Origin of the sequence: Chitinophaga oryziterrae (assembly GCF_009758125.1) — a bacterium.
Classification (GTDB): domain Bacteria; phylum Bacteroidota; class Bacteroidia; order Chitinophagales; family Chitinophagaceae; genus Chitinophaga; species Chitinophaga oryziterrae.
This window is the reverse complement of sequence record NZ_WRXO01000007.1, coordinates 286521-303067: the sequence shown is the minus strand read 5'-3', so window position 1 is coordinate 303067 and position 16547 is coordinate 286521. Positions and strand designations below refer to the sequence as shown.

15 protein-coding genes are annotated in these 16547 nt (G+C 41.6%); 9 read left to right on the top strand and 6 right to left on the bottom strand.

Annotated features, from left to right (window positions below; all coding sequences use genetic code 11):
- Positions 1–18: 18 nt before the first annotated feature.
- Positions 19–2475 carry a beta-galactosidase GalA gene (galA, locus tag GO495_RS22755; protein WP_157302060.1) on the bottom strand — a complete coding sequence of 819 codons (2457 nt, stop codon included), beginning with the start codon at positions 2473–2475 and terminating at the stop codon, positions 19–21.
- 1359 nt (positions 2476–3834) lie between these two features.
- On the opposite strand from galA, the gene GO495_RS22750 reads away from it, so the two are divergent.
- A complete protein-coding gene (locus GO495_RS22750) occupies positions 3835–4857 on the top strand; it encodes an SDR family NAD(P)-dependent oxidoreductase (protein ID WP_157302058.1) in 1023 nt (340 codons plus the stop codon).
- 69 nt (positions 4858–4926) lie between these two features.
- On the top strand, positions 4927–5754 hold the full coding sequence (locus tag GO495_RS22745; protein ID WP_157302056.1) for an AraC family transcriptional regulator: 828 nt from the start codon (positions 4927–4929) through the stop codon (positions 5752–5754).
- 95 nt (positions 5755–5849) lie between these two features.
- Here GO495_RS22745 and GO495_RS22740 read toward each other — a convergent pair whose 3' ends face one another.
- Positions 5850–6788 carry an MBL fold metallo-hydrolase gene (locus GO495_RS22740; RefSeq protein WP_240915300.1) on the bottom strand — a complete coding sequence of 313 codons (939 nt, stop codon included), beginning with the start codon at positions 6786–6788 and terminating at the stop codon, positions 5850–5852.
- Positions 6789–6954: 166 nt separating this feature from the next.
- On the opposite strand from GO495_RS22740, the gene GO495_RS22735 reads away from it, so the two are divergent.
- Entirely contained in the window at positions 6955–7311 is a 357-nt protein-coding gene (locus GO495_RS22735) for a winged helix-turn-helix transcriptional regulator (protein ID WP_157302053.1), read from the top strand.
- 145 nt (positions 7312–7456) lie between these two features.
- Positions 7457–7822 carry a DUF2200 domain-containing protein gene (locus GO495_RS22730; RefSeq protein WP_157302051.1) on the top strand — a complete coding sequence of 122 codons (366 nt, stop codon included), beginning with the start codon at positions 7457–7459 and terminating at the stop codon, positions 7820–7822.
- Between the two features lie 18 nt (positions 7823–7840).
- Here the strand turns inward: GO495_RS22730 and GO495_RS22725 are convergent, their stop codons facing one another.
- From GO495_RS22725 to GO495_RS22710, 4 genes are all read right to left on the bottom strand, one after another.
- A complete protein-coding gene (locus GO495_RS22725; RefSeq protein ID WP_157302049.1) occupies positions 7841–8749 on the bottom strand; it encodes an SMP-30/gluconolactonase/LRE family protein in 909 nt (302 codons plus the stop codon).
- 654 nt (positions 8750–9403) lie between these two features.
- Positions 9404–9655 (bottom strand): hypothetical protein, encoded by a 252-nt coding sequence (locus GO495_RS22720; RefSeq protein ID WP_157302047.1) that lies wholly within the window; start codon positions 9653–9655, stop codon positions 9404–9406.
- A 710-nt stretch (positions 9656–10365) separates the two neighbouring features.
- On the bottom strand, positions 10366–11415 hold the full coding sequence (locus GO495_RS22715) for an SUMF1/EgtB/PvdO family nonheme iron enzyme (RefSeq protein WP_157302045.1): 1050 nt from the start codon (positions 11413–11415) through the stop codon (positions 10366–10368).
- Positions 11412–12353, bottom strand: coding sequence for a caspase family protein (locus tag GO495_RS22710; RefSeq protein WP_157302043.1), 942 nt, complete (start codon positions 12351–12353; stop codon positions 11412–11414). Before GO495_RS22710 ends, GO495_RS22715 begins: the two co-directional genes overlap by 4 nt.
- Before the next feature lie 263 nt (positions 12354–12616).
- On the opposite strand from GO495_RS22710, the gene GO495_RS22705 reads away from it, so the two are divergent.
- The 5 genes from GO495_RS22705 (at position 12617) to GO495_RS22685 (ending at position 16543) form a co-directional block, all read left to right on the top strand.
- A complete protein-coding gene (locus GO495_RS22705; protein WP_157302041.1) occupies positions 12617–13090 on the top strand; it encodes a hypothetical protein in 474 nt (157 codons plus the stop codon).
- Positions 13091–13765: a hypothetical protein gene (locus GO495_RS22700; protein ID WP_157302039.1), complete on the top strand. Its 675-nt coding sequence runs from the start codon at positions 13091–13093 to the stop codon at positions 13763–13765.
- Positions 13735–14553, top strand: coding sequence for a sensor histidine kinase (locus GO495_RS22695; RefSeq protein WP_170302711.1), 819 nt, complete (start codon positions 13735–13737; stop codon positions 14551–14553). The genes GO495_RS22700 and GO495_RS22695 overlap by 31 nt, the downstream gene beginning before the upstream one ends.
- A complete protein-coding gene (locus GO495_RS22690; RefSeq protein ID WP_157302035.1) occupies positions 14550–15200 on the top strand; it encodes a response regulator transcription factor in 651 nt (216 codons plus the stop codon). The genes GO495_RS22695 and GO495_RS22690 overlap by 4 nt, the downstream gene beginning before the upstream one ends.
- Before the next feature lie 89 nt (positions 15201–15289).
- On the top strand, positions 15290–16543 hold the full coding sequence (locus GO495_RS22685; protein ID WP_157302033.1) for a WG repeat-containing protein: 1254 nt from the start codon (positions 15290–15292) through the stop codon (positions 16541–16543).
- Positions 16544–16547: the final 4 nt, after the last annotated feature.

Sequence of the window (16547 nt, the reverse complement as noted above, 5' to 3'; positions counted from 1 at the left end):
CCTTTAGCAGTTAATAAGTTATTGCACCTTTAAGATAACCGTCGCGCCAACAAGCGTTTCAGAAACAGCTTTTAGGCGTATTTCCCCTGTAGTTTTGCCCGACTGCACCAATACCTGGCAATACCCATTGAAAGCACTGCGCTGACTTGTATTTTCAGGCTCGTGACTGCTGGGATCACCATTGCCGGATCCGATGATCCTGCCGTCTCCTTCAACAGAAAACCGGACAAGATTATTCGCGACAGGCACCACCCTTCCGCTGGCGTCCCTAATAGCAACATTCACAACGGCAACGTCACATCCATCGGCGTTCAGATGGTCTACATCACTTGTTAAGGTTACCTGTTCGGGAGCAGTAGTTGTTTCTATTAACTGACTGGCTACCTGCCGGCCGCCATTGTAACCCCTTGCCTCCAGGCTTCCGGGGTGATAAACCACTTCCCACTCAAAATATTCAAACGGTTCTGCCTTCTTCCTACCCACGCTTTTCCCGTTAACAAATAGCTCTACTTCTTCGCAATTGCCATATCCCCTGATCATTATTTTTTGTCCTACCTTGCCAGGCCAGTTCCAATGAGGGAAAACATGTACCAGAGGAGTGTCTGTCCAGGCAGCCTTGTAGGCATAATATCCGTCTTTCGGAAAGCCGCATAAATCCATAATACCAAAATGGGAGCTCACGCAAGGCCAACGGTAAGGGGTGGGCTCTCCCCGGTAGTCAAATCCTGTCCATACAAAAGTGCCGCCAAGGAACGGGTACTGAACAATGTGTTTCCAATCCTGGCCAGGCTGCAACCCCCATCCCACCCCCATTCCAAAGTTTGAAACATAACCTTGTCCTCTATTATCTTCGTATTCGCCACGAGTGGCCACATAGCTGGTTGATTCAGTAACAAACATTTTACGTTTGGGATATTGCTCATGGTCTTTCACATACTGCATTCCCCTTTGACCATAGTTATAGCCTACCACATCCAGCACATCACTATATCCACCTTCATCCCACCCATGGTTCATGGCAGCTGTTACCGGTCGTGTACTATCTAACTGATGGGCGGTTTCGACAAGGGTTTCAAGTATTCTTCTCCCTGTTACCGTACCTTCGAGAGACTCCTCATTTTCCAGGTTCCACATAAATACCGCAGGATGATTCCGGTCCCGGCGGATCAAAGTTGTCAGATCCTCTATTCCCTGTACGCTTGATGACAACTGCCGGTTTTCATCTAATACCAACATGCCTATGCTATCACACATATCCAGTAGCTCCGGTGTAGGCGGATGATGCGCGCAACGGTAGCCATTGCTGCCCATTTCTTTTAAAAGTTTCAGCTTATACGCATTTAATTTATCAGGTAATGCCACTCCCACACCAGCAAAATCCTGATGGTTGGCTGTGCCTTTTACCGGGTAAAGCTTCCCATTAAGGAAAAAGCCGTTACTGGTGATCTCTACTTTTCTTATGCCAAAGATGGTTTCGTAATTATCAACGGTAATGCCCTTTTCAACAATTTCGGTTCTCACCTTATAAAGAGAGGGTGTTTCCGGTGACCAGAGCTGCGGACTTACTACATTAGCCTGCTGTGTTATCGTTAGTTTACCATGCGTTGGAATTGACTGAGTGCTGCTTTGGGAGCTCAGCACAGTTCCATTTTTATCGAATACCCTGGAAATGAGTGTAAATTTTCTATCAACATTATAATCATTCTGCAACGTGGTGCTGATATTTACAGTTGCTTTTCCGGGGGCAACAACGGGCGTTGTAATAAAAGTACCATACTGGTCAACATGCAAACTTCCTGTTTTAATGAGCCAGACATGTCTGTAAATGCCACAGCCTTCATACCACCATCCTTCAAAATCTGTTGCGTCCACCTTTACCAGTATTACGTTCTTACCTTCTTTCCCATATCGCAGCACATCTGTAAGATCATAAAAGGAAGGCAGGTAACCGCTTTCATGATTACCCATAAGATGTCCATTCACCCAAACCGTACTATTACGGAAAATGCCATCAAATACAATTGAGATCCTTTTCCCCTCATCACCTTCCGGTATCTCAAATTCTTTCCTGTAAAAACCTATACCAGGCTGCCGGTAACCATTACCCGCAGGCTGACTGCCAATGTTATCATCGTGTAGAAAGGGCTCACCTACCAGCCAGTCATGCGGCAGGTTTACATTCTCCCAGTCGCCGGGCTTGTAATCTGCCACCTTATTCTTATCGGTATACGCAATCACGGCTTCTTCACCTGTCACAACTTTTACATCAGCATCCGTTAAGCCTCCCTGTTTTCCAGCTTTTACAGCGCGCTTTATAGCAATGTCGCCTTTATGAAACTGCCAGCCCTGATCAAAGTTAATCCTTGACCTTTTTAACTGCTCCCCCTCCAGCCTATGCTGTGCGGCCAGGTAAGCATTATCTGTCAATAGTAGTATAACAACACTCGTAACAAAAACAAGAGATCTGCAAATCATCTATCTAAATTCTAAAATTATTAAAGTCATCTAATACAGGCATCATTCCCACATTTTCACCTTCGCTTTAATTACACCTTTCGTTGAAATCAAGTCATCTGCGGAGTGCTGATGCCACGTTTGCGAACTATGGTTTAAACCCTTCCTTTAATGTGCAGTTATTATTCCTCCAGATCTGTTTTTACCATCCAGGCGTTTGTTTTAACGCTCCTTTGGACAGTGTTATTTGCTCTAATGGAATAGGGCTATGATACAACTTGTCCATCCAGGCACGAGCGGTTGTACCAGGATAAGGGTTTAACAGCTCTTCATCTCCTAAATATCGAACAGCACACCACTAAATGCAATCATTATTAAAAAGGTAATTACAGCGCCTGCTATACATATAACCATGGTTTCTTTTTTGTATTTTCTTATTGATATGAATGCATCAACGGTGTTGTTCATGTTATTGACCTTTTCCATACGCTTTATATAATGCACACACACAATATGCGCAAACACACATATCAGTGAAAGCGTGTAATAAGGAATAAAAAATAATTTAGAAGGGTAGTTGTTTGCAACGCCCGCGGCGAAATAAAAATCTGTTTCCACGTTCCATTGGTACCGGCCAAGCATGACTGCACGTACATGATAGATTATAAAAAAGGAAAGATATAAACCGCTTACTATTTGTATGATTACATAAAAAGGCTGTTTTAAAAAACGCTTTTTAAAAACAAGTGTAACCCCGCTTACCACCTGGAAGATAACACATATTAATAAAAGAATTTCAACAGGTAAAAATCTGTACACATGCCTGAACAATTTCATTACAGCTATGTGCAGTACAGGCCCCCCCAATGCAAACAAATGATTAGTCAGGTGCAATAAAAGGAATGATGCGATAATAATCCCCGATAAATGATGTAGTTTTCTTAAAGTTGGAATCATAAAACAAGCATGGAATTCTAATTAATTCAGAAGAATTTACAAAAAAATGATTGAAACGTTGAAAATTCTATTTTGCAGTAATGTCAATTAATAATCCGGTCCTTGTCCGAATGTATGACGCATCCAGCGTTAAATAATATAAGGGCGAAGTGTAAATTGGACTTCAGCATTTGTTTTTCATATACAGGAAATTGTCGCTTTGAATTAATGCCACAAAGCTATTTGTCTGATCCTTGAAACCAGGGGTCAAATGTTTCAGATGAGGGTATCAATTGTTACCTTATAGAAACAGAACTCAATTAATTACCATGGGAGTAGCTATCATGATATCCTCGGTTCCGGCTTCTAAACAAAGTTCATTTCGCCTTTTGAACAAAACAAGCTTACGGGTGAAACGCGAACTTTGCTTTATAAATTATAGCAATGGGAAATAACACAAACAACTACAATGGAGTTTTGCAAAAGCCTGTAGGGTCCGGTTTTGATGCGACATCAACGGCCAGTGAAGTAATCAGAGGTATAGACCTTAGCGGTAAAACAGCTATTGTAACCGGAGGCTATTCCGGTATTGGCTTAGAGACGGTAAAAAACCTGGTGGCTGCAGGAGCGGAAGTGTATGTGCCGGCCAGGAGCATCGGGAAGGCAGGGAAAAATCTTGAAGGAGTACCCAATGTAACCATAATGGAACTGGACCTGATGGAACCGGCATCAATTGATCACTTTGCAGATCAGTTTTTGGCGCTGAATAAACCGTTACACCTGCTTATTAACAATGCAGGCATTATGTGGACTCCTTTACGTCGTGATGGCCGTGGTTACGAATCGCAGTTCTCTACCTGCCACCTCGGACATTTTCAACTGACAGCCAGACTGTGGCCGGCCCTGAAAGGTGCAAATGGAGCACGTGTGATTAACGTTTCATCCTGGGGGCATCATAGCGCCGAAGTGGACCTGGATGATCCTAATTTTGATCATCAGCCTTATGATCCATCGGTTGCCTATGCCCGTGCTAAAATGGCTAATATCCTGTTTACCGTAGAACTGGATAAGCGGTCGCAGGTTTTCGGTGTAAGGTCATATACACTGCACCCTGGTGCGATTCCAGCCACTGACCTGGGCCGGGAATTGCCTGAAGATGCATTTCATAAGTTAGGGGTTTATGATGAAACAGGTGCTTTCCGGCATGACCCTTACAATGGCTATAAAACCCTGGAAGAGGGCGCATCAACCATAGTTTGGTGTGCCTGCAGTCCCCAATTAGCGGATATTGGCGGTGTTTATTGTGAAGACACTGATGTAGCGCCGATCGACACTGAATGGAATGGCCATTCTGAAAAGTTTGTAATGACCAAAGGCGTAACACCTCAGGCGGTGGATCCGGATAAAGCCCGAAAACTCTGGACTTTGAGCGAAAAGTTAACTGGCATTCAATTCTCCGTGGAATAACCTCATCAAAGGAACGCACTTGTTTATAGGAATTTGTGCGTTCCTTTGTAATATCAAAAGCTATTGATCATGTCAGTATATTGGACTATGCCGCAGGAGATTATGCTCCCCTGTATCCAGGATAAATATTTCCAGTACGAAGTGGTTTCCGGCGACCACTCCTTTGGCCGCCTTATTTCCGGGGAGGTGAAGATGATTGTTGCCGATCGGACCTATATTTTAAAACCAGGGGATACCTGGTTTTGCCCACGTAACCAACTGGCAACGTTCTTAAAATATTCAAAAGACGGGCAACCATACAAATCGGTGACTATCAGCCTGCGGGTAGAGCGCCTGAAAACCTATTATACCCATAATGAGCCGGTGCTTACGCCAGATCAGCACCCTGGTATCCGGCATTACGGGAATCATCCTTTACTGGAAAGCTTTTTCGGATCACTACTCCCTTACTTTGAACTGGAAGAAGGATTACCTCCTGCAATTGTGTCCATAAAAATAGAAGAAGCCATAACTATACTGCGCACACTTGATAGCAGCATAGACCGCTACCTGTCCAATTTTTCCGAGCCGGGTAAGATTGATCTCGCTGATTTTATGGAGAAGAACTTTATGTTTAATATGCCATTGCAGAAATTCGCTTATTTTACCGGGCGTAGCCTTACTACCTTCAAAACAGATTTTAAAAAGGCATTTGATGTAAGCCCGCAACGGTGGCTAACGCAAAAGCGACTGGAACTGGCCTACTACCAGCTCAGCGAAAAGAATCACAAACCGGTTGACGTTTACCTGGAGGCAGGATTTGAAAATCTGTCGCACTTCTCCTTTGCATTCAAAAAACACTTTGGTTATCCGCCAACAGAAGCAACCGGCCGCCATCAACGGTATGAGAACCGATGAGGTATCCATGCAGCATTATCAGTTTTCAGGAAAAATCCTGACCAGATCGTATCCCCTGCGCACACTTTGATAAAATCATTCTTACTATTCTTTCATTATTGCCCCATACCGGTAGTTGTGTAAACAATAGGGTACCAGGTATAACCCTGCCCGGTTTTACGAATATGTCCAATGCCAGGGAACGACAAATGATCTCCTGCCACCCAATATTTCTCTTTAGCGGCTTCCTGAAATGCTTTTTTTCGCATTGCTGCTGCTGCCTGAGGATCTATATCAAAAGCAATAGTAACATCAGGATTAACAAACTGTATGGGGGCGGCATGCATAATATCGCCCCAAAACATAATTTTCTCACCTTTAGATGATACCTGATAAAAAGTATGACCTGGCGTATGTCCGGGACTTGCAACAGGTAATATACCAGGGAAAAGTTCTGCCCCATAATCAAATGATTTTACTTTACCGGCCTTTACATAGGGTGTCATTTTTAAACGGGCTTCATCGAAGTATTTCTTTAATCTGGCAGGCGAATTCGCATAGTTTTCCTCACTCAACCAATAGTCAGCTTCCTTTTTGCTTACGTACAATATAGCATTTGGGAATACCATTTTATCTCCATTCATCAAACCTCCTGTATGATCAGTGTGAATATGGGTAATCAATATGACATCTATCTGTTCCGGTTTATAACCAGCCTTGATAAGATTTGCCGGCAGATATCCGAGCGCTGGTCCGTAAAGCTCTGCAGTGCCGGCATCCACCAAAATAAGTTTACCTGCCGTTTTGATGAGATATGCATTCACAGAGGCTTCAATAACCGGTGCTTGAAAATTGTCATTAGTAAGCTTTTCAATTTCAGCAGGAGTCGTATTTGTCAGTACCTTATTTAAGTCTATTGGAATACTACCATCGGAAAATGCAATGATTTCAATATCGCCAAGTAACATATGATAGCTGCCGGGTTGGGGAAATACCTTTGGTCGATCCTGTGCGGAAGCAGCATGAACAAGGAACATGTAAATTATTATGCTCATAATGTTCAGTTTTATTTCTTTCATTTCTTAAGTTTTTGTAGATGCAAAGCTATAGGGTTAGTGTACAGCAGGCAAGTACGTACTTCATTATAGCATAGGGCTAAAATTATCCCTATAGCTCAATATGGTTTTAATACTTATTTTTATTCAACAAATCAGTATAGTTATGAGTGATAGAAAAATTCCTAAGGACCTGGATTGTGGGATGGCAATGATTATGGAAATTATTGGTGGCAAATGGAAACCGTGTTTGATCCATAACATTTCCAGAGGATACAAAAGACCAAGTGAACTACAGCGGTTAAATCCCAAGGCAACCCGGAGAGTTCTGTATCAGCAACTGACAGAGCTGGAAGGATATGGTATTATTGAGAAGGTAATTTTTCCGGTACTGCCTCCTAAAGTTGAATATTCCTTGACCAGCTTAGGTATGTCTTTACTTCCTGTAATCAGGGTAATGGACGATTGGGGTACACAGTATCTTGAAAATCCTGGACAACACCCTACGTTAAAAACAGCCTGATGAAACCGGATTTGAACATGGCCATGTAAATTTTCAATCATAATCTTTCGTTATTTTCACCTCTAATATCAATTAACACTATAAGTGGGATCGCGTATATTTGTTTCCAGAATGCTCTATTAATCAAGACGCTAAAATACGAGTTATGGACAATTCCAACACACACGATCAGCGTATTGCAAAAATGACGTTTGCATCCGTCTATCCTATGTACGTTGCAAAAGTAGAGAAGAAAGGTAGAACAAAAGAAGAATTACATCAGGTTATAGAATGGCTGACAGGCTACGATGAGAAGAAGCTGCAGGAGTTAATAAGTGAAAAGGTTACTTTTGAAACTTTCTTCCAGCATGCTTCGCTTAACCCCAATGCAAATCTCATTACCGGAGTAATCTGTGGCTATCGTGTAGAGGAAATCGGGAATCCTCTGACGCAACAGGTTCGATATTTGGATAAGTTAGTGGATGAGTTAGCGAAGGGCAGGAAGATGGAGAAGATTTTGCGAAGATCGTAGGATGCTGATCTTATCGGTTCACTCTACACCTCTTACCTGCATCTGCAATGTATATACAGCCTCAGATGCTGTAATGAGCAATGTATGCCGGTCCTTCCCTCCAAAACAGACATTGCCGGTCCAGTTGGACGGAACTGGTATATTACCCAGCTTTTCGCCATTGCTGCCATACACTGTCACACCCTTCCCGGTAATATACAGATTGCCCTCATTATCCAGCGTCATACCGTCAGATCCCTGGGGAACGAACTCCTTGCGCCCTTTCAGGCTACCATCATGATTAATCTCATAACGATAAGTCCTGTTTGCCTGTATATCCGCTATATAAAGGTATTTACCATCTGGTGTGCCTACAATGCCATTGGGTTTTACCACACTATCTCCAACTATGACGGCCTGACTTTTCCCCTTTGGCAGGTAATATACTTTCTGGCCGGAGATATCGGGCTGTTTACGATCCCAGTATTCACGCTGGTAATAAGGATCTGTGAAGTAGATACCACCTTTAGGATCAATCCATAGATCGTTAGGCCCGTTCAGACGTTTGCCTTCGAAATGACTAAGCAACACAGTTACTTTTTTGTCCGGGCTAATGGACCATAGCTCATTTTTTTCATCTGCACATGAAATGAGGTTGCCTTGTTGATCAAAATATAAGCCGTTTGAACGGCCGGTCTTATCCATGAACAAGGAAAGCTTACCATTTCTATCATACTCCCATATCTTATCATTAGGCTGATCAGTAAAGTAAATATCACCCTTCTTATTAACAGCCGGACCTTCTGAAAAAGCAAATTGTTCAGCCAGTTTTATTAGCTTGGCGCCTGGCGTGACCAACCTGAGCGCAGGTGACTGCTGACCGGCTACACTGGAGATTGTCACTGCTTGAATCAAACAAAGTAATATGAATGTACAGGGCCTGTTCATATGGTTATTTTTAGAAAGGTAATAATTGTAGACCGGATTATGAAAACAGGCAGATATAGATAGTGTCTCAGTTTGAATATTATGACAGAGTAGATTGGCAGATGTTGTTGATCATAAATACACTGGATCTGACTGTTTAGTTCTCTGATTTAGCTTTGGAATATGGGTTCAGGATTTGTTTTTCAATTTAACTTCACCTAATATTCACGTCAGATAAGGTGTATTTATGATCAACAACACCTCCCGCAAAGATTATGTAACCAAACTCAGTCACTACCCAGATATAGCAAAACTAAAATTGCTTAATCAAAGCTTACCGATCATAAAAAAACCATAATTTGTTAGTATTTAAGTGATTCAATCATATTAAGGATAATCGAAAAAACGGAAACCCCGAAGAAAGAACCGGCGATTGCCGTAGGTGTAGACAACTGTGCTTATAAAAAACGAGACAGGTAGAGTAGTGTCCTGGATAATCCTCACAGATAAAGTCCTTGATCTGTTGCCGGACCGCGAAGAATTTAGCCTGCGGAAATAGCTTTAGTTGTTACTTTTCAATAATAGTCTATGGAACGCTGGGTGAATATAAAATTTAAAGGTACTCTTACTGAATGTGAATGGAGAAACCACCTTTGGGTGGTTTCTCCATTCACATTAGAAATCTAGCCTTCCCGTCACACACGTCACAAATTTCTCTCTGGGTCTTGGAGAATGTACTGTCTTACAACAGGCTTCAATTGCACTTCTAATCTGTGCTTCAGTTTTGGTCGGGTAGTGCTTCTTTAATTTTTCAAGAAGATAACTCACTTCCCATGATTCCTCACAAGAGAAGAACAATCTGTCCTCTTTTTTCTTTTTTTTGTTGTCATAATCTGACCAGTCTTCGCGTAAAACCGGGTGTGCCATGGTATATGCATTTTTAAGTGAAAAATATATTTACTCTTGTATACGATCTAAAGTATCAATGACATACTCAGAGCTTGGATACGTTTAATTTTGTACTTCTAGAGAAATTCATAACTTATGCAGAATATCATTTTAACTCAGCAAAGATCAAAAACCTACTTAAAAGAAAAAACCTGTATGGAGAAGGAAAAATCCCCTTTTTTACTTTCTATAGGTAGTCACCGTCTTCAACTAGAATGGACCACTTCCTTCTATTTTACAACCCTCTAAATAAACCTGCTGAGCTTTGCTTTGAATCAGTTATTGATTGAACTAATTACAATTACAATATGATCTGTCAACATATTCTTTATTACCCCTACTATTGTAATAATAGCAACCAGACCGTGGTCCATTATATAAAACATGTCCATTATAAGTACAGGAAGAAGAAGGGCCTGAATCCGAATTCTTTTTAGAACAGCACAAAAGGGTAGTCAACAATACAGTACAGCATAATAATTTTCGCATCGGGATATTTTTTAAGAGTTACAATCGCAATATGATCTATCTACATACTGCTTATTACCGTGATTATTGAGATAATAACAACCCCCTCTTTTACCACGATAAAGTTTATGTCCTTTATAAGTACAATCCATCATATCACAGGCTAACATCGATAACAACAATACAGTACAGTATAATAGTTTTTTCATGTGAATTAATATTTAGTTTTTCTTATCCCATACCACCCTGAATCCAACATCCTGTAATCGCTCATCTGGCCTCTCCGCTCTTCTATAACTCACCGCCAGCTCATTTACAGGGTTTATTGAGCTATCATACCCTCCTCCTTTCACCACTTTAGTGGTATTCGTAGAATCAGCCCAATCATCACACCACTCCGCCACATTCCCTGTCATATCAAATATCCCCCATGCATTAGGTTTCTTAGAGCCGATCTTCGCAGGCTTTACCTTGTGATACACAGCCACCGTAACAGCAGAAGTGCCACCGCTATAGGTAGTGTTTTTCCCTGCCAGTGCAGCATACTCCCACTCCGTCTCTTCCGGCAATCTTCCCCCAATCGCTTCGCAATAAGTTTTTGCCTCTGACCATGTTATATTCCTGATCGGACCATCATCACATGAATTGACAGGCTGCGCAGGGAATGCCTTACGCTCACGCATGCAGTACTCCCTGTATGCAGCCACTGTCACTTCTACACTGCTGATATAAAAAGTATCATTAGCGGACACGACCAGTACTTTTTTTACAATATTTTTTTCCCACCCAAGCAGCAATCCCCATATTAACACTGTCGCCAGCAGCACAGAAAAAAAAGTTGATATCCGCAACCACCGGTCTCTCACCAACCGCTTTTTCCTTCTTACTTTCTGATGCAATAACTTTGCGATTTCTTCGGGATTATTCTTCCAGTCCTTATACACCACATGCTTCGAGATCCCGTCCACAGAGGTATCATCTAATCTCAATTGCAGAATATATCCTCGTTGTAGCCTTGTTAACGCTATCTGCTTTTCTATATCCGACCAATACTTAGTCACGAAAATTTTGCTCGTTATCAATAGCACATATCTCGTATGTTTACCATATGCATCCATCGTTAGACCTATAAGGTCCTCACCCCAGCTAATATCTTCCTGCACCTCATAGTAATAATACTTAACATGTAGCTTCTCCAATTCAGCCACAATCATCTTTGCGACTTCGTTATCCTCTACCGCTACTGAAATAGCCACATCATACCTCCTCATATCCTCCCCGCATTTACCAACTGCCAATAATACATCCCCAATGCCGTCAATCTACAGGTACCACTTTTCATCGCCGCCCAGTACATATACTCCTCACCAACCGGCTCCACCAATCCCACACCCTGCAAATGCCTTAACACCTTAAACACTCTTATATTCTCCGAATCCGCCTCTTTCACCGTACTCTCATAACTAGGATCCAAAGATTTCTGATAACCAACCTCCGGAAAATATACCGTCAACTTTCTCAACTCACTCAAATCCACCGGTGGCTTCACCTTCCTCAGATTTACCGACCTGACTATATTCGCCTTAAACACCGGCCTTTGCTGCCAGCCCCCGAGTCCTCTGTCAATATAGCTATACACATTCCCCGCAGCAACGTCTCCCACTATATCCGCCGCACCACCATTCAAGGCCTTCAACAACAAACTCGTAAACACCCCCTGCCCGCCAATCTCCTTTGATACCTCAGTATCCCTGCTGGCAGCTAATATCACCACTCCCGGCCCTAACAATGCAGCTCCATTTCCGAAGGCAGCTGGTGCGCCCATTGCTCCGGCATGACAACAATCTAATATTACTACCTTCTGCCTCGCCTTCGACCCACTAGCCAAAGTCAATATCTCATCCATGGAGATTCCCTCGTCATACTTTTGAAAATCCGGCGTTACGATATAGCCACCTGTTTCATTTACATAACCATGACCGGAAAAATAAAAAAGCTGTACCTCATCATCCCCTCTAAACAACTCACTGATACGCGACCTGATCGCCGCCTTCTTCTTCTCATTCAACATGAGCATGACATCAAAATTTGGGGAACCATCCTCATTAAAACTTAATAATTGCTCTATACTGGTCGCATCATTCACACAACCATTTAGTCTTGCACTGCCCGGATACTCATCAATACCGACTACCAATGCTCTTCTCATATGTTTAGTGGTTTGTTATCACTTTTAAGGGAATCCAAATGTCAACACGAAGGTTATACCTATTTGCTTAGGAAAAAACCTGTACCCATAGGGGAAAAATCCCTTTTTTTTAAAAAAAGGGGGAATTGCCTTTGTCAAAGGAGGATTTTTCCTGTATTTGCTTCAAGCTGATTTTTGAAGGCTAAGGAAACAATAGTTTCGCATTCGTAAACAGTTTACAAACAACAAGCAACTATTTCCTTAACACCAAAAAAATTATCTTTATGCAACAACATGTGACTGTAAAACCCCTACCTTTCTTCTATGTTGGTCAGGCTATTACCAACAATCGCATCAATCAGTTCAAGACACAGAAACACGGGCTCTTAACTCAGGCTCTGGGTAAATCAGATACCTGTTCCGTATGGTATTCCAAAGAACATTTTGTTAAATTGCTGGAAGAAATCGAATTTGCAGGGGGGGACGGCATTCGTATCAGCTTCGGCATGTACGAAGAAGGACACCAATACGCAGGGCAAACCTGTCTGCTCTTCAACACAACCCGGGAAACTGTAGTAGGTGAAACCATTACCCACACTGACGTGATCCTGGAGCTAGAGCCAGACTACCCGGAACGTGCAGCCCAGGAAAGAGACATTATCCTCTTCCCTGGCGAAGATCCGATCATTCGGGATTTCAACCTGGGTGTTCCTTGTCCTCCCTTCTGCCCCACCAGCAACCCAAAAGAACAACCATAAATGCGTTTTCTAAAACATGAATATTTCTATTTAGTTCCATTAATGCTTAGCGCCATTTTTTGCCTGAAAGCATTCAGGCAAAAATGGCCTAAGCATTACAGATTATATGCCTGCATGGTCATCATCACCCTGGTAACTGAATTAATCGCCATAGAATGGCCATACGAACTGCATTCTCTTTTTAATTCGTCACAGAACAATTTCTGGATTTATAACCTTTTTATCATCATCCGTTTTGGTCTGCTATGCGCCATTTTCTATCTGATATTAACACAATCCATTATAAAAAAAATATTACCATTAGCAGCTATCGGGATTTTAATAATCGGGATACTGGATTATACCATCATTCATGGCCCCCTCCAGTACAACACTTACAGCATGGTCATCACCCATGTTTGTATTATCACATTATGCTTTCTCTATTTCCAGCAACTATTGCAGGAGAAAGGCGCTATCCTCATTCATAAAGAACCTATGGTATGGATGGCGTTAAGCATCTTCGTGTATCACGCGGTATCATTACCATTCTTAATGATGTTAGGTTTTTTTAATATTAATGATATCCGGTTAACCTTATTATTTTTCCCTATTAATGAAATCCTTAATTTCTTCTTGTGCTCGTGTTATCTAATAAGCTTTTTATGGAAACCTCAATATTTGCAACCTCGCTAACAATTATTATATCCACACTACTGGTCCTTGGTCTCTGTAGCGTAGTCGTATATTTCCTATTCTTGTATCAGAAAAAGAAATTCCGACACCAAAAAGAGATCATTGAAATGCGGGAAGCTTTCAGCCAGGTCCTCCTGCAATCAAGACTTGCCATTCAAGAGCAGACACTGGATCATATCAGTAAGGAGTTACACGCTAACTTCAGCCATCTTGTATCCCTGATTAATATCAACCTACAGGAAATCCTTCCTCAGGCACCGAGCGACCAACGGGAAAACATACTGGAAACAAAATCCCTAGCCAAACAACTCATGAGCGAGCTTAAAGCGCTCTCTGCTAATCTGAATACAGACCACATTATTCATATAGGCTTTGTAAAAGCCCTGGAAAATGAACTAAACCGGCTGGCTAAGACCAAGAAGTACGAAATCATTACAACCAAACAAGGCGAGGAATACCGCATCCTATCAGAGCACGAGATCATTCTTTTCCGCCTCTGTCAGGAAATACTGAATAATATTGTGAAGTATTCCAAAGCCTCTGAAGTAAGGACTTCCATGAACTTCTCCAAAGAGCAGTTCGTTCTGGTCATTACAGACAATGGCATGGGATTCAATGTAGCCGATGCGCTCAATCAAAGCGGTGAAAAACAAAGTACCGGCTTGCTTAACATGCATAAACGAGCTTCTTTGATAAATGCAGAACTGCTCATCACCAGCAATGACCATATTGGTACGAGTGTTATTATCACCATTCCTCAACCTCAAATCCTTAAAACGATTCAATGATAAATAAGATAAAAATAGCATTAGTCGATGATCATAACCTTTTCCGCAAAGGTCTCATCAAACTGATCAATATCGGAGATTCCAAACAGCGTTATGATATCCTCTTTGAAGCGGATAATGGCAACCAATTGAAGGAAAAAATGAAGACCCCACCTTTTCCGGATATTATCCTGATGGACATTGACATGCCTGAGGTAGACGGCTTTGAATCGGTGGAATGGTTACAACGCACACATGGGGATGTGAAGGTATTGGTAATGACGATGCTGGAGAAAGAAGCGGCTATATTACGTATGCTCCGCATGGGTGTAAAAGGATACATCCACAAAGACATTGAAGTGGAGGATTTGCATGCGGCACTGGAATCTATTGCGGCTAATGGCTTCTATTACTCAGAGGCAGCATCCGAAGTTTTGCACCAAAATTTGAATGGTCTGAGCAATGCCCCTATACACCTCTCCGAAAAAGAACGTGAATTCATCAAACTGGCAGCTACAGATATGACCTACCAACAGGTTGCTGACAAGATGAACCTGAGTGTAAAAACAATTGATGGGTATAGAGAGGCATTGTTCCGCAGGTTGAATGTAAAAACAAGGGTAACACTGGCTTTATACGCCGTAAAACATGGGCTGGCTGAATTGTAACAAATCTTTATTTACAAGGAATTTTGTATTATTGCTCAATAATCATTGACTCTAAGAACCCATTGTTTTTAAAATATCAAAATTCCATTATGCGAAACCTTTTGATTTCAACAACTATCCTCATTTTTTCTTTTCATTCATCTATTGCACAATCACTAAAAGTAATAGGCTATCCAGGAGATCCCTATAATTTAATTACAAAATTTAAGAATGACTACTTTACCGTAGAAAGAAATGATGGCTATGCGATCATCAATCTCGAAGGGAAGACTATTACTAGTGGAATAAAAACTCCCTCAATAGGATTTAGCAGGAAACTCCTGATTGACTATGGAACTATCTTTGTTGAAGAAGGAGGTAAAATCGTATTAAAAAACATACGTGGTCAGGCATTAGGTACCAATAAATATATAGATGCCCTCCCGTTTACAACAGATAACACAGTAGTTAGGGTTCCCAGTCCAATGGGCACATGGATCGTCGCTTATATTGACACATTAGGTAGAGAAATTGTAAGATTTGATGTCAAAAAATATATATCTATCGTTCAGCCACTCAGCAAAAGCGGAGGTATTTCGTTTGTTTCCTTATCCAATTTTCTGCCATTCAGCAATGGATTAACCCCTATAAGATCCAGTCTTAAAGATAAATATGGGTTCATTAATAAGAATCTCCAGCTTGTTATTCCTGTCACTTTCGCCAAGGCCCGTCCATTTTCAGATGGCCTTGCTGCAGTGCAAAATGATGATGGAAACTGGGGATTTATTGACTTAAAAGGGAAACTTGTTATTCCATACACTTACTCAAGAGAACCGTCAAGATTCATGTCAGGACTCGCAGCGGTAAAAAATAAGGACGGGTTAAAGGGATATATCAACAAAGCAAATGAAGTAGTTATTCCTCCCAGATATGAAGATGCTACAGTTTTTTATAAGGGCTATGCGCTTGTCTGCGAAAAATATGGTACACCGGCGCTCATGATAGATAGTACAGGAAAGGTGGTTACCACCTTCCCGAAAAATCTTTCATACATTGACAATGCTACACCGCCAGTAGGAATTTCCGGAGGAGATAACCCGGACTATCCCTTTTACGTATCAGAAACGCTGAAACAACTGGTAGATGAAGGGAAGGGCATTTTTTCGTATGGCATGAGCTATGGCCTGGTTGACAGATATGGTAAAATTATTCTGGAATGCAAGTATAATCACCTTTCCAATTACCATAATAGTAAAATGTTTGCTTATAAATCAAGTTTTATAAATAACTCTACCAAACATGAATATGGTATTCTAAAGGACGATGGTGAATGGGCTATTCAGATCGTACCTTCAGAGTTTTAATAAA

Excerpts from the sequence above, each read along its gene's own strand:
- galA (WP_157302060.1), bottom strand. The coding sequence starts at position 2,475 with ATGATTTGCAGATCTCTTGTTTTTGTTACGAGTGTTGTTATACTACTA.
- GO495_RS22750 (WP_157302058.1), top strand. The coding sequence starts at position 3,835 with ATGGGAAATAACACAAACAACTACAATGGAGTTTTGCAAAAGCCTGTA.
- GO495_RS22745 (WP_157302056.1), top strand. The coding sequence starts at position 4,927 with ATGTCAGTATATTGGACTATGCCGCAGGAGATTATGCTCCCCTGTATC.
- GO495_RS22740 (WP_240915300.1), bottom strand. The coding sequence starts at position 6,788 with ATGAGCATAATAATTTACATGTTCCTTGTTCATGCTGCTTCCGCACAG.
- GO495_RS22735 (WP_157302053.1), top strand. The coding sequence starts at position 6,955 with ATGAGTGATAGAAAAATTCCTAAGGACCTGGATTGTGGGATGGCAATG.
- GO495_RS22730 (WP_157302051.1), top strand. The coding sequence starts at position 7,457 with ATGGACAATTCCAACACACACGATCAGCGTATTGCAAAAATGACGTTT.
- GO495_RS22725 (WP_157302049.1), bottom strand. The coding sequence starts at position 8,749 with ATGAACAGGCCCTGTACATTCATATTACTTTGTTTGATTCAAGCAGTG.
- GO495_RS22720 (WP_157302047.1), bottom strand. The coding sequence starts at position 9,655 with ATGGCACACCCGGTTTTACGCGAAGACTGGTCAGATTATGACAACAAA.
- GO495_RS22715 (WP_157302045.1), bottom strand. The coding sequence starts at position 11,415 with ATGAGGAGGTATGATGTGGCTATTTCAGTAGCGGTAGAGGATAACGAA.
- GO495_RS22710 (WP_157302043.1), bottom strand. The coding sequence starts at position 12,353 with ATGAGAAGAGCATTGGTAGTCGGTATTGATGAGTATCCGGGCAGTGCA.
- GO495_RS22705 (WP_157302041.1), top strand. The coding sequence starts at position 12,617 with ATGCAACAACATGTGACTGTAAAACCCCTACCTTTCTTCTATGTTGGT.
- GO495_RS22700 (WP_157302039.1), top strand. The coding sequence starts at position 13,091 with ATGCGTTTTCTAAAACATGAATATTTCTATTTAGTTCCATTAATGCTT.
- GO495_RS22695 (WP_170302711.1), top strand. The coding sequence starts at position 13,735 with ATGGAAACCTCAATATTTGCAACCTCGCTAACAATTATTATATCCACA.
- GO495_RS22690 (WP_157302035.1), top strand. The coding sequence starts at position 14,550 with ATGATAAATAAGATAAAAATAGCATTAGTCGATGATCATAACCTTTTC.
- GO495_RS22685 (WP_157302033.1), top strand. The coding sequence starts at position 15,290 with ATGCGAAACCTTTTGATTTCAACAACTATCCTCATTTTTTCTTTTCAT.